The organism is Methylobacterium sp. J-067 (genome assembly GCF_022829465.1).
GTDB classification, from domain to species: Bacteria; Pseudomonadota; Alphaproteobacteria; order Rhizobiales; family Beijerinckiaceae; genus Methylobacterium; species Methylobacterium litchii.
This window is the reverse complement of record NZ_JAKSXZ010000025.1, coordinates 22,352-34,518: the sequence shown is the minus strand read 5'-3', so window position 1 is coordinate 34,518 and position 12,167 is coordinate 22,352. Positions and strand designations below refer to the sequence as shown.

10 protein-coding genes and 1 tRNA gene are annotated in these 12,167 nt (G+C 69.6%); 6 read left to right on the top strand and 5 right to left on the bottom strand.

Annotated elements, in window-relative coordinates; all coding sequences use genetic code 11:
• The first annotated feature begins 23 nt into the window (after window positions 1-23).
• Together MKK52_RS01365 and MKK52_RS01360 are read left to right on the top strand one after the other, a co-directional pair.
• On the top strand, window positions 24-1,997 hold the full coding sequence (locus MKK52_RS01365) for an aconitate hydratase (protein ID WP_243951952.1): 1,974 nt from the start codon (window positions 24-26) through the stop codon (window positions 1,995-1,997).
• Between the two features lie 21 nt (window positions 1,998-2,018).
• Window positions 2,019-3,368 (top strand): MFS transporter, encoded by a 1,350-nt coding sequence (locus MKK52_RS01360; RefSeq protein ID WP_243951951.1) that lies wholly within the window; start codon window positions 2,019-2,021, stop codon window positions 3,366-3,368.
• Between the two features lie 44 nt (window positions 3,369-3,412).
• Here the strand turns inward: MKK52_RS01360 and MKK52_RS01355 are convergent, their stop codons facing one another.
• Window positions 3,413-4,123, bottom strand: coding sequence for a DUF1013 domain-containing protein (locus MKK52_RS01355; RefSeq protein WP_243951950.1), 711 nt, complete (start codon window positions 4,121-4,123; stop codon window positions 3,413-3,415).
• Between the two features lie 606 nt (window positions 4,124-4,729).
• Here MKK52_RS01355 and MKK52_RS01350 point away from each other — a divergent pair.
• On the top strand, window positions 4,730-5,269 hold the full coding sequence (locus MKK52_RS01350; RefSeq protein ID WP_243951949.1) for a hypothetical protein: 540 nt from the start codon (window positions 4,730-4,732) through the stop codon (window positions 5,267-5,269).
• A 25-nt stretch (window positions 5,270-5,294) separates the two neighbouring features.
• Here MKK52_RS01350 and MKK52_RS27185 read toward each other — a convergent pair whose 3' ends face one another.
• From MKK52_RS27185 to MKK52_RS01335, 3 genes are all read right to left on the bottom strand, one after another.
• Window positions 5,295-5,807: an esterase/lipase family protein gene (locus tag MKK52_RS27185; protein WP_409564598.1), complete on the bottom strand. Its 513-nt coding sequence runs from the start codon at window positions 5,805-5,807 to the stop codon at window positions 5,295-5,297.
• A 420-nt stretch (window positions 5,808-6,227) separates the two neighbouring features.
• Window positions 6,228-7,172 carry a ribose-phosphate pyrophosphokinase gene (locus MKK52_RS01340; RefSeq protein ID WP_243951948.1) on the bottom strand — a complete coding sequence of 315 codons (945 nt, stop codon included), beginning with the start codon at window positions 7,170-7,172 and terminating at the stop codon, window positions 6,228-6,230.
• Window positions 7,173-7,306: 134 nt separating this feature from the next.
• Complete coding sequence (locus MKK52_RS01335) at window positions 7,307-7,543, bottom strand: DUF4170 domain-containing protein (RefSeq protein ID WP_243951947.1); 237 nt, start codon at window positions 7,541-7,543, stop codon at window positions 7,307-7,309.
• Between the two features lie 133 nt (window positions 7,544-7,676).
• Here MKK52_RS01335 and MKK52_RS01330 point away from each other — a divergent pair, with 133 nt between their 5' ends.
• Entirely contained in the window at window positions 7,677-8,099 is a 423-nt protein-coding gene (locus MKK52_RS01330) for a hypothetical protein (RefSeq protein ID WP_243951946.1), read from the top strand.
• A gap of 16 nt (window positions 8,100-8,115) precedes the next feature.
• Here MKK52_RS01330 and MKK52_RS01325 read toward each other — a convergent pair.
• Window positions 8,116-8,208: transfer RNA gene (locus MKK52_RS01325), tRNA-Sec, on the bottom strand.
• Between the two features lie 162 nt (window positions 8,209-8,370).
• Between MKK52_RS01325 and MKK52_RS01320 the strand changes: the two genes are divergently transcribed.
• The gene (locus tag MKK52_RS01320) at window positions 8,371-10,731 is read left to right on the top strand and encodes a sensor histidine kinase NtrY-like (RefSeq protein ID WP_243951945.1); all 2,361 of its coding nucleotides are present in this window, start codon (window positions 8,371-8,373) and stop codon (window positions 10,729-10,731) included.
• A complete protein-coding gene (locus tag MKK52_RS01315; protein ID WP_243951944.1) occupies window positions 10,728-12,092 on the top strand; it encodes a sigma-54-dependent transcriptional regulator in 1,365 nt (454 codons plus the stop codon). The genes MKK52_RS01320 and MKK52_RS01315 overlap by 4 nt, the downstream gene beginning before the upstream one ends.
• The last annotated feature ends 75 nt before the right edge of the window (window positions 12,093-12,167 follow it).

The window sequence follows — 12,167 nt, the reverse complement described above, 5'->3', positions numbered from 1 at the left end:
CGGCCGGAATGGGAGGCAGCCCGGTGGCGTTGAACTTGACGCAGAAGCTCGTCCAGTCGCATCTCGTCGAGGGCGACCTCACCCCCGGCGGCGAGATCGCCCTCCGGATCGATCAGGCGCTGCTGCAGGACGTGCTCGGCGGCCTCGTGATGCTGGAATTGGAGGCGATGGGCGTGGAGCGCGTCGCGATCCCGCTCGCCGCCCAGTACATCGACCACAACCTCGTCCAGAACGACCACCTGAACGCCGACGAGCATATGTTCCTGCGCTCGGCCTGCCGGAAGTTCGGCGTCTGGTACTCGCGGCCCGGCAACGGCATCAGCCACCCGGTCCACATGCAGAGCTTCGGCAAGCCGGGGCAGACCATGGTCGGCTCGGACAGCCACACCCCGGCGGCCGGATCGCTGGGGATGCTCGCCTTCGGCGCGGGCGGCGTCGAGGTGGCCCTCGCCATGGCGGGGGAGCCTCTGCGGCTCCGGATGCCGAAGGTCTGGGGCGTGAGGCTGACCGGATCGCTGCCCGACTGGGTGAGCGCCAAGGACGTGATCCTCACGCTCCTCGGCCGCCACGGGGTCGAGGGCGGGTTCGGCACGATCATCGAGTATCATGGGCCGGGGCTCGCGGGCCTCACGGCGATGGACCGGCACGTCATCGCCAACATGGGCGCCGAGATGGGGGCCACGACGAGCGTGTTCCCGGCGGACGAGGCCGTGCGGACCTTCCTCGACGGCGTCGGCCGGGGCGGGGACTTTTCGGCGCTCGCTGCCGACGAGGGCTGCACCTACGACAGGTCCGAGGAGATCGACCTCTCCACCCTCGTGCCGATGATCGCCAAGCCCTCGAGCCCCGGCAACGTCGTGCCGGTCTCGGAGGTGGCGGGCACCGAGATCTACCAGAGCTATATCGGCTCCTCGGCCAATCCGGGTTTTCGCGATTTCGCCGTCGCGGCGGCCATCGTGAAGGGCAAGCAGACCCACGACCGGGTCTCCTTCGACATCAACCCCTCGACGCGGGTGGTGCTGGAGACCCTGATCCGCGACGGGCAGCTCTCGGACCTGATCCATGCCGGGGCGCGGGTGCATCAGGCGGGCTGCAACGGCTGCATCGGCATGGGGCAGGCCCCCGCCTCGGGGCGCAATTCGCTCCGAACCGTGCCGCGCAACTTCCCCGGCCGCTCCGGCACGCGGGAGGACAGCGTGTTCCTGTGCAGCCCGGAGACCGCCGCCGCCTCGGCGCTGACCGGCGTCATCACCGATCCGCGCACCCTGGACATGCCCTATCCGCGCCTCGTCCCGCCCGCGATGGTGCCCGGCAACACGACGATGCTGCTCGGCCCGCTGCCGGAGGCCGAGGCCCGCACCGTCCGGCTGGAGAAATCCGAGAACATCACCACCCTGCCGGAACTGGGCAAGCTCGGCGCGGATATCCGCGTGCCGGTGATGCTGAAGACCGGCGACGACATCTCCACCGACGACATCATGCCGGCGGGCGCGCGGGTGATGCCCTACTGGTCGAACATCCCCAAGACCTCCGACTTCACCTTCGAGCCGATCGACGACAGCTACCCGAAGCGCGCGAAGCAGGGCGGGGCGGAGCGCGCCGGCCACGCCATCGTCGGCGGCCTGAATTACGGCCAGGGGTCGAGCCGCGAGAACGCGGCGCTCGCCCCGCGCTACCTCGGACTGGAGGTGGTGCTGGCCAAGAGCTTCGCCCGCATCCACTGGCAGAACCTCGTGAATTTCGGGGTCCTGCCGCTCACCTTCGCCGACCCGGCCGATTACGACGGGCTGGAGATCGGTGACAGCGTCGAGATCACGGGCGTGGCCGAGGCCCTGGCGGCGGGCCGGGACATCACGGCCACGCTGCGCGGTAAGGACACGATCCGGCTCACCCACGGCCTGTCGCCGCGACAGGTCGAGGTGCTACTGGCGGGCGGAGTCATCAACTGGCTGCGCGCCCGCCTCGGCAAGGACGGGCCGGCCCGCACGGTCGCCTGACAACATCACCGGGAGACGACGATGAGTGCGGGCGACGCCCTGGCGCGCGACGACGCGAAGGCCCCCTGGCATGCGGGCCTGACCCCGCGCCATTGGCGCATCCTCTGGGGCAGCTATCTCGGCTGGATCTTCGACGGCTACGAGGCGGTGGCCCTGGTCTATGCCCTCCGCCCGGCGCTCGGCACGATCCTGACGCCCGAACAGGCGCAGGCGCCGGCCTATTACGTCGGGCTCGCCATCGGCATCACCCTGCTCGGCTGGGGGCTGGGCGGCCTGCTCGGCGGGATCGCGGCCGACTACATCGGCCGCAAGCGGATGATGATGATCTCCATCCTCGGCTACGCGGTGTTCACGGGGCTCACCGCCTTCGCCGAGAGCTTCGTCCAGCTCGCGGCGCTCCGCTTCATCACGGGGCTCGCCATCGGCTCGGAATGGTCCACCGGCATCGCGCTGGTGGCCGAGACCTGGCCCAACCGGGCGCGGCCCAAGGGCTGCGGGTTCCTGCAATCGGGCTTCGGCGGGGGCGCGGTGCTGGCGGCCATCGTCTGGGCGGTGCTGGCGGCGACGAACCCGCTCGGCGACCAATCCTGGCGGATCATGTTCGCGCTGGGGGCGCTGCCGGCCTTCGTCTGCCTGTACCTGCGCCGGGCGCTCGACGAATCCGAGCAGTGGTTGCAGGCCCTGAAGGAGCAGCGCTGGGCGGCCACGTCCGACGGCGCCGCGCACGGGGCGAAGCCGGCGCAGCGACCCTTCACCCTGGCCGAGATCTTTCGCGAGAAGGAGAGCCGCCGCCGGGTGCTGCTCGCCACCGCGATGTCCTTCGCGACGACGGTGGGCTGGTGGGCGGTCTCGTCCTGGCTGCCGGCCTATACGGAGGGGCTCGCCAAGGCGGCCGGCGAACCGGCCAACGTCTGGGGCCCGCGCATGGGCATCGTCTACAATGTCGGCGCCATCAGCGCCTACGTCGTCTCGGGCTTCGTCGCCGACGCGATCGGCCGGCGGCCCTTCCTGATCCTGACCTATGTCGGCTGCATCGCCACGTCGCTCGCCTGCTACCTGTGGCACGGCGGGCTGATGCCGTTCCTGGCGCTGGCCTTCCTGAACGGCTTCTTCACGCTGGGCTTCGCCTTCTCGTGGATGGCGATCTACCTCGTGGAGCTGTTCACCCCGGCGGTGCGGGCGACGGCGGCGAGCGTCGTGTTCAACGGGGCGCGGCTCGTCGCCTGGATCTTCCCGATCATCGCCGGGCAGATCGTCACCTCCTTCGGCGGCGTCGCGGCGGCGGCGCTCACGATGTCGAGCGTCTACGTCCTGGGGCTGATCGTGCCGTGGTTCATGCCCGAGACCACGGGCCAGCCCCTGCCGGAATAGGGGCCGTGCGGCCCTCCCCCCAGCGGGGAGAGGGCGCGGGCGGCCTAGTCCTCGTCGTCGTCCTCGTCCTGGTGCCGGCCCTTGAGCTTGGCGAAGACGGAATCCGCGTCGAGCCGCTCGTCCCGGCCGCCGCGGCGGTCGTCCTCGTCGGGCTCCGGCTCGCGCTGGGTCGAGACCTCGGTCGGCAGGAGCGAGGCGCCGCCCTCGGCCGCCAGCGCCGCCGGACGGTCGGCCGCCGCCTTCTGCACCTCGAAGTCGAGGTTGATCTGGGTGGTGAGGCCCAGCGTCACCGGATCGAGGGGCTGCAGCGAGCCCGAGTTCCAGTGGGTGCGCTCACGGATCTGCTGGATCGTCGACTTCGTCGTGCCGACGAGGCGGATGATCTGCGCGTCCTTCAGCTCGGGGTGGTTGCGCAGCAGCCAGAGGATGGCGTTCGGCCGGTCCTGGCGGCGGGAGAGGGGCGTGTAGCGCGGCCCCTTCGTGGTGCGCTTGACCTCGGGCAGCTTCACCTTCGAGACGGCGGGCTTCAACTTGTAGTGCGGCGCCTTCTGCGCCTTCTCGATCTCGTCGCGGGTGAGCTGGCCGGTGGTGATCGGGTCGAGACCCTTGATCCCCGCCGCGACCTCGCCGTCCGCGATGCCCTTCACCTCGAGGGGGTGGAGCTTGCAGAAATCGGCGATCTGCTCGAACGCCAGCGACGTGTTCTCGACCAGCCAGACGGCGGTCGCCTTGGGCATCAGCGGACCCTGGGACATCTCTTCACGCGGCTCCGACGGCGGAACGGGCCGAACCGGGCATCGGTTCGCGGGCTCCGGGAACATCCCGGAGACCACCCGTCTCACGCAAAAAAGGGGGATGCCGCCAGTATAGGCGTCCGCTGGAAGGGGCGCAATCGCCTGGAGGGCCGGCAGGCCAACCTGCTGGCGCTGAACGCCACCCACGAGGCCGCTCGGGCGGGCGAGGCGGGCCCCGGCTGAAAAGCCCTGCACGGGGTGGCAGCGTGCGTCGATTGACGACCTATGCCCCTCGGCGTGAGATGAACCGTCGTGCAGAGCCACGTTCCAGCACCCGGATCCGAAAGTATTCAATTCAGCGTTGATGATCATCGGTATGTATTGTTCATCGATACATGTCGGCGAGGCCACAAATCCGAGGTATCTGAGCCCATAAAGCTCTTGAAAAACATCGCTCGAACTCTCGACTCCGGATTTTGCATCGTCCACCCTGAGCACGAAAGGTCGATGTCTCTCGGAGTCCAGAAGGTGTCAAAAAACAACTTTGCTAAGATAACGCTTGTTGCTCTGTGTACTTCTGGATGTGCGTACAAAGCTGATCCGACATCAGCCCCCGCCCGGAACGTCGTGACGTCCTATTCGAACAAGATCCCCGGCCGGTGGGCGGTGCTCGTCGAGGCCGAGCGCTTGAACACGACGGTCAGGTCTCAGGACATCAAATGTTCGGCACACACGTTCCCCATCGACTTTACTAAGGGTTTTCCAGCATCCGTCCGTGAGACGCTGCCGAACGTGATCGCACAAGTCGACTTTACGGAGGAATCCTCTGTTCCCGATGCGATGAAGTCTACGAAATCGCGCGGCCTCATCCAGATCCGGGGTGAGCAGCTCGAAGCGCGGCTCAAGATCGTGCCTGGCTTCTGGACCGCGAACGTCATCGTCGAAGTCGACATGACCGTCGCGGTGACGGTCGATGGCGGCGGCGGTCGGCTGTTCGGCAAGACGTTCGATGGCCACGGTCATGCCGACAGGCCTGCGGGGATGTTCTGTGGCGGAGGCGCCGATGCCGTGAAGGCCGCCGCCGAAGACGCCCAACGCAACGTCCTCAGGCGGATCGCCGAAGACCTCGCGAATTCCGACCGGGTCCGCTCCGGCCGAGGCAGCTGACCGGCGATCATGGAATGGCGTCCGCCTATTCCATGAACCCCGCCACGATCCGGGAGAATTCCGGGGTGCGCAGGTAGCCGTAGGACTTGTGGGTGTTCTCGCGCCCGTCCGGGGCGCGGTAGGCGTTGATCACCGGCACGTCGCGGATACGCACCCCCGCCTCGTTCGGCGGGAAGGCGTCGGCCAGATCCTCGCCCACGGTGGCGATGTCGTTGCGGTCCATCAGGTTCATCCAGGCCGCCACCGAGCGGGGGACGGCGAGGTTGCCGTGCTCCTCCGTGAGCTTGAGATGCACCTCCGCGAGGCCGAAGGGCGAGCCGAGGGTGACGAGGGTCACCGGGCCCGCCACGGAGCCGTCGCGCTCGGCCAGCCGCAGCACATCGTAGGCGATGAGCCCGCCCATGGAATGGGCGGCCAGCAGCAGCGGCCCCGCGCCGTGGCGGCCGAGGGCCTCGCGCAGCCGGGCGCGGGCGGCGTCCCGGAAGACGGCGTCGTCATGGTAGCCCCAGAGGTCGTCGAGGCGGTATTCGAGGATCATGTCGTCCACCGGCGTGAGGCCGACCGCCTCCTGCAGGCTCGCCAGCCCCCGGTAGATCCGGTCCGTGAAAGTCGCCTCGCGGCGCGCTGGCTCCCCGGCGGGGGAGGGGAACGGCCCGAGGCCGAGATCCGGCCGGTAGGGCTCGCGGTTGTCCCCTTCGCGCAGCGGATCGGGGTAGCGCAGGTCCGCCCAGTAGACGAAATCGAGGGAGACCGGATCGTCGCGGCCGCAATTGCGGCGCAGGCCCTCGCGGATCGCCTCGGCCCACCAGCCCGCCTTCTCCTCGCGGGGCGGCTTGTTGGCGAGGCCGTGGATTCCGACGATGTGCTTCGTGATGGCCGCCTCCCACGGCTTGGCCGCAGGAGGGATACTCTAAATCAGAATATCGCAGGGGCGACTGCGACAAAAATCCCAGACACTTCAGTCGAACAGGCTGGAGACGCTCGACTCGGTGGCCGTCCGCCCGATCGCCTCGCCAAGCAGCGGCGCGATCGACATCACCCGGATGTTGCGGGCGAGCTTCACGGCCTGGGTCGGCTGGATCGAGTCGGTGATGACCAGCTCCTTCATCCGCGAGGCGGCGATCCGCGAGACCGCGCCGCCCGAGAGCACCCCGTGGGTGATGTAGGCCGACACGTCCTTGGCGCCGGCGTTGAGCAGGGCCTCGGCGGCGTTCACCAGGGTGCCGCCGGAATCGACGATGTCGTCCACGAGGATGCAGGAGCGGCCGCGCACGTCGCCGATGATGTTCATCACCTCGGATTCGCCCGGGCGCTCGCGGCGCTTGTCCACGATGGCCAGCGGCGCGTCGATGCGCTTGGCGACCACGCGGGCGCGGACCACGCCGCCCACGTCGGGCGAGACCACCATCCGGTCCTCGGGGGGCATCCGCTCCTTGATGTCGCGCACCATCACGGGGGCGGCGAACAGGTTGTCGGTGGGGATGTCGAAGAAGCCCTGGATCTGGCCGGCATGGAGATCGAGGGTGAGCACGCGGTCGGCGCCCGCCTCGGTGATGAGGTTGGCGACGAGCTTGGCCGAGATCGGGGTGCGGCCGGAGGTGCGCCGGTCCTGCCGGGCGTAGCCGAAATAGGGGATCACCGCCGTGATGCGCCGCGCCGACGACCGGCGCGCGGCGTCGATCATGATCAGCAGTTCCATCAGGTGGTCGTTGGCCGGGAAGGAGGTCGACTGGACGATGAACACGTCCTCGCCGCGGACGTTCTCCTGCAGCTCGACGAAGATCTCCATGTCGGCGAAGCGCCGGACCATGCACTTGGCCAGGGGCAATTCGAGGTAGGCGGCAATGGCCTCGGCCAAGGGCCGGCTCGCGTTGCCGGCGACGATCTTGATCGAGGATTTCATGCTGTCCCGCCCGTACGCGTCCCATGCACCATGCACGGAAGCGGCTTCCGCCCCGCGGGTACCGGGGCAGATCCATGACGGATGAGGCTAATATCAGCGGGGACCAAGTGTCACAATGGGCTTAGTCGGCCGCCTCAGACCGGCTGCGGCTCGAGCAGGCGGTGCAGGTGGACCACGAAGTAGCGGGTCTGGGCGCTGTCCACCGTAGCCTGCGCCTTGGCCCGCCACGCCGCCTGGGCGGAGGCGTAGTCCGGGTAGATGCCGACGATGTCGAGGCCCTTCACGTCGCGGAAGCGGATCCCGTCGAGGTTCTCGAGCTCGCCGCCGAATACGAGGTGGAGCCGCTGGTCGCTCTCGATCGTCGTGGCCATGATCTCTCCTCTCGCGCGCCCCGGCCTCGGGCCGATTCGGGGCGTCGCGGCGCGCCGGGGTGTGGCCCTGCGGTCGCAGACGGCGCCGGGAGCGTCAAGCCTCGCCGGAGCGGGCTGTGCTAGGATGGCTTGCATGAGCCGTTCGCACCCGCTCCCGACCCTCCTCCTCGCCGCGCTGCTGGCCCCCTTGCTGGCTTCCTTGCCGGCCCCCTTGCCGGCTTCGGCCCAGCAGGGCCTTCGCCTGAAGCCGGGGGAGAAGGTGCAGGCCGAGAAGGCGGCGCGGACGCCCGCCGCGCCGGTCATCGCCTGCCCCTCCGTCGCCAATTACCGGATGCTGATGCAGGCCGGGCCGGCCGCCGCCGCCGCGACGCTGGCCGACCCGAAGGCCGACCATCTCGGCTGCGCCGCCCTGCCGCGCAACCGGATCGGCGCCGTGGTCGACAAGGTGACGCTCGCCGGGCGCAGCTACGATTGCGCGGCGGTGAAGGACACCACCACCTGCCATTGGGTCGAGGCGGGCCGGCTGCCGGCCGCCGGGGCCGAGGGCTGGCGCTAAAGGAGGGGGAGTGGAGTGGCGGAGGCGGATGAGAATCGAACTCACCACACGCTGTTGGCGTGTCGCTGGTTTTGAAGACCAGGAGGGCCACCAGACCCCGTTCGCCTCCATCGACCGGCCTATTCGCCGGCTCCGCGCCGGTCAAGGATCGGCGGCCGGCGGCGTCAGTCGGACGCAGGCGCGGGCGGCGCCCTGAGAGCCGGCCCTCGCCCTATCGCGCAGCGCCGGATTCGTATTAATTCCGCCACACTGTTGTGGCCCTGCACCAGTCATGCCTCTCCTCTCCCGCTCCGGGAGCGCCGCCACCGGCCCCGATGCGGGCGGGTCCGGCCCCGCTCCAGACCCGGCCCCGCAGGCGGATTCGCCGCTCGCCGATTCCCTGCGCCCGGGGCCACGGGGCCCGGGCTGGATCGGCGCGGCGGTGGTCGTCACGGCGCTGGTCTGCGCGCTGACCACCTTCCTGATCCTGGCCGGCGTCATCCGCGTCACGCCGACGCCGACCTACGGGATCACCCTTCTGGCCATCAACGTCGCCCTGGTGCTCGGGCTCGTGGTGATCATCGCCTGGGAGGCGCGGGTCTTCCTGCATGCCCGCCGGGCGAACGCCGCCGTGGCGCGGCTGCATTCGCGCATCGTCGGCCTGTTCTCGCTGATCGCGATCCTGCCGACGATCCTGCTCGCCGTCGTCGCCTCGGTGACGATCGACCGGGGCCTGTCGCTCGGCTTCACCGACCGGGTGCGGGACGTGGTGCTGAAATCCGTGGAGGTGGCCGACGCCTACCAGGAGAACCAGTGCCAGTCGCTCGCCCGCGAGATCCGCATCCTCAACGACGACCTGACGCGGGCGCGGCCGAACTTCGACGTGAACCGGACGTGGTTCGAGACCTTCCTGACCACGCGGGCGACCAACCTCGGCCTGCCGGTGGCGCAGATCATGCGCGGGCCGACCGACGTGGTGGCGCGGGCCAACATCGACGTGCTCAAGCAGGTGCGCCTGCCCTCGGCCGCCGCCTTCGAGGATGCGGGCAAGTCGACCGACCCGATCTGCCTGCTGCCCTCCGAGGGGCGCGTCTTCGCCGCCCTCCTGCGGATGCCCGCCTACGACGACGCGGTGCTGATGGTGCAGCGGGAGGTGAACCCGCTCGCCATCGAGTTCCCCGGCGTGTCGCGGGCGGCGGCGGCCGAGTACCTGACCTACGATTCCCTGCGCCGCTCCATCCAGATCACCTTCGCCCTGGTCTTCGTGCTGATCGCGCTGATCGCGCTGCTCTCGGCGGTGTGGTTCGGGTTGAACTTCGCCAACCGCTTCGTGGCGCCGATCCGGCGGCTCATCAACGCCGCCGACCAGGTCGCCTCGGGCAACTTCTACGCCCAGGTGCCCACGAAGAAGACCAGCGGCGACCTCGCGAGCCTCGGCGAGAGCTTCAACAAGATGACCCAGGAATTGCGCCGCCAGCATGCCGGGCTGATGGCCGCCAACGACCTGATCGACGCCCGCCGCCGCTTCACCGAGGCGGTGCTGTCGGGGGTCTCCCCCGGCGTGATCGGCCTCGACGCAGCGGGCTTCGTCACCATCGCCAACCCCGCCGCCGAGCGGATGCTCGACCTCGGCAGCGACCGGCTGGTGGGCCAGCCGCTGGGCGTCGCGGTGCCGGAACTCGCCCCGGTGCTGGCTGAGGGCGAGGCCCGCCAGCGGGCGGTGCAGCAGCAGATCCAGCTCACCCGCACCCGGGGCGAGCGCAAGGAGGAGCGCACCGTCACCGTGCGCGTCACCGGCGAGCAGGCGCCGGGCGGGGCGCGGGGCGCGGTGGTGACGCTCGACGACATCACCGACCTCGTCCAGGCGCAGCGCACCTCCGCCTGGGGCGACGTCGCCCGGCGCATCGCCCACGAGATCAAGAACCCGCTCACCCCGATCCAGCTCTCGGCGGAGCGCATCCGGCGCAAGTACGGCAAGGTCATCCTCACCGACCGGGAGGTGTTCGACCAGTGCACGGCGACGATCGTGCGCCAGGTGGACGAGATCAAGCGCATGGTCGACGAGTTCTCGGCCTTCGCGCGGATGCCGAAGCCCGCCATCGCCCCCAACGACCTGACCGAGATCGCCAAGCAGAACCTGTTCATGATGCGCGTCGCGCACCCGGACATCGATTTCGCCTTCTCCGCCGAGGGCGGCGCGGGCGCGTCGGAAAAGATCGTGGCGGCCTTCGACATCCGGCTGCTCAGCCAGGTGATCACCAACATCCTCAAGAACGCCGTCGAGGCGGTTTCCGAGGTGCCCCCCGACGTGCTCGGCAAGGGCAAGATCGCCCTGGGGCTCGCCGTCGAGGACGGGTTCGCGGTGATCACGGTGACGGATAACGGCAAGGGTTTCCCCGCCGAGGGGCGCCAGCGGCTGTTGGAGCCCTACATGACCACTCGTGAGGGTGGCACCGGGCTCGGGCTTGCCATCGTCAGCAAGGTGCTCGAGGAGCACGGCGGCGGCATCGCCCTCAACGACAACCCCGCCGGTCGCGGCGGGCAGGTACGGATGCGGGTGCCGCGTGAAGCCGGTCCCGAGCGGCCACCGACCACGCCAGAGGAGAAGGGCGCCGCACCGACGGCCCCCCGAATCGCGGAGATGCAGGCATGAGCGCCGATATTCTGATCGTCGACGACGAGGCCGACATCCGCGACCTCGTCGCCGGCATCCTGGACGACGAGGGCCATCGCTGCCGCACGGCGGGCGGCTCGGACGAGGCGCTGAGCGCCATCGAATCCCGGCGCCCGCACCTCGTCTTCCTCGACATCTGGTTGCAGGGCTCGCGCCTCGACGGGTTGCAGGTGCTGGACCTGATCAAGGCCGCCCATCCCGACCTGCCGGTGGTGATGATCTCCGGCCACGGCAACATCGAGACCGCCGTCTCGGCCATCAAGGCGGGCGCCTACGACTTCATCGAGAAGCCGTTCAAGGCCGACCGGCTGATCCTCGTGGCCGAGCGGGCGCTGGAAGCCTCCCGCCTGCGGCGCGAGGTGCGCGACCTCAAGGCCCGCTCCGGCTCGGCCGACCAGATCGTCGGCGGGTCGCTGGCCATCAACCAGCTGCGCCAGACCTTGGAGCGCGTCGCCCCCACCAACGCGCGGGTGATGATCACCGGGGCGCTGGGCGCGGGCAAGGAGCTCGCCGCGCGGACCCTGCACCGGGCCTCGACGCGGGCGAACGGCCCCTTCGTGCTGCTCAACGCCGCCACCATCCTCCCCGAGACGATGGAGGCCGAGCTGTTCGGCGTCGAGGGCGAGAACGGCCGCCGGGTCGGCGCCCTGGAGGAGGCCCATGGCGGCACCCTCTACCTCGACGAGGTGGCGGACATGCCCCGCGAGACGCAAGGGCGGATCCTGCGCGTCCTCGTGGACCAGAACTTCCAGCGGGTCGGCGGCACGACGCGGGTCCATGTGGATGTCCGCATCATCTCCTCCTCCTCCCGCGACCTGCAGGAAGAGATCGCGGCGGGCCGCTTCCGCGAGGACCTGTTTCACCGCCTCTCGGTGGTGCCGATCCGCGTGCCGGCCCTGTCCGAGCGGCGCGAGGACGTGCCGGAGCTGATCCGCTTCTTCATGGACAACATCTCGGGCCAGACCGGCCTGCCCAAGCGCGTGATCGCCGAGGACGCGATGGCGGTGCTGCAATCGCACAACTGGCCGGGCAACGTCCGCCAATTGAAGAACAACGTCGAACGGCTGATGATCCTGACCCAGGCCGACCCGGATCAGGAGGTCACCTCCGAGATGCTGCCCTCGGAGATCGGCGCCCTGGTGCCGACCACCCCGGCCGGGGCGGGGGGCGAGAAGCTGATGAGCCTCGCGCTCCGCGAGGCCCGCGAGATCTTCGAGCGCGAGTACCTCGTGGCGCAGATCGCGCGGTTCTCGGGCAACATCTCCCGCACCGCCGAATTCATCGGGATGGAGCGCTCGGCCCTGCACCGGAAGCTCAAGTCCCTGGGAATCGGGCCGTAGGGTCGGCCCGAGGCGATAAATCCGCTGCCGTTCCGTCACGCTCCGCGCGGAACGGCCCTTGCTTCGGCTCACGCT

Coding starts and splice junctions, on each gene's coding strand:
- MKK52_RS01360 (WP_243951951.1), top strand. CDS start 2,019: ATGAGTGCGGGCGACGCCCTGGCGCGCGACGACGCGAAGGCCCCCTGG.
- MKK52_RS01355 (WP_243951950.1), bottom strand. CDS start 4,123: ATGTCCCAGGGTCCGCTGATGCCCAAGGCGACCGCCGTCTGGCTGGTC.
- MKK52_RS27185 (WP_409564598.1), bottom strand. CDS start 5,807: ATGATCCTCGAATACCGCCTCGACGACCTCTGGGGCTACCATGACGAC.
- MKK52_RS01340 (WP_243951948.1), bottom strand. CDS start 7,172: ATGAAATCCTCGATCAAGATCGTCGCCGGCAACGCGAGCCGGCCCTTG.
- MKK52_RS01335 (WP_243951947.1), bottom strand. CDS start 7,543: ATGGCCACGACGATCGAGAGCGACCAGCGGCTCCACCTCGTATTCGGC.
- MKK52_RS01330 (WP_243951946.1), top strand. CDS start 7,677: ATGAGCCGTTCGCACCCGCTCCCGACCCTCCTCCTCGCCGCGCTGCTG.
- MKK52_RS01320 (WP_243951945.1), top strand. CDS start 8,371: ATGCCTCTCCTCTCCCGCTCCGGGAGCGCCGCCACCGGCCCCGATGCG.
- MKK52_RS01315 (WP_243951944.1), top strand. CDS start 10,728: ATGAGCGCCGATATTCTGATCGTCGACGACGAGGCCGACATCCGCGAC.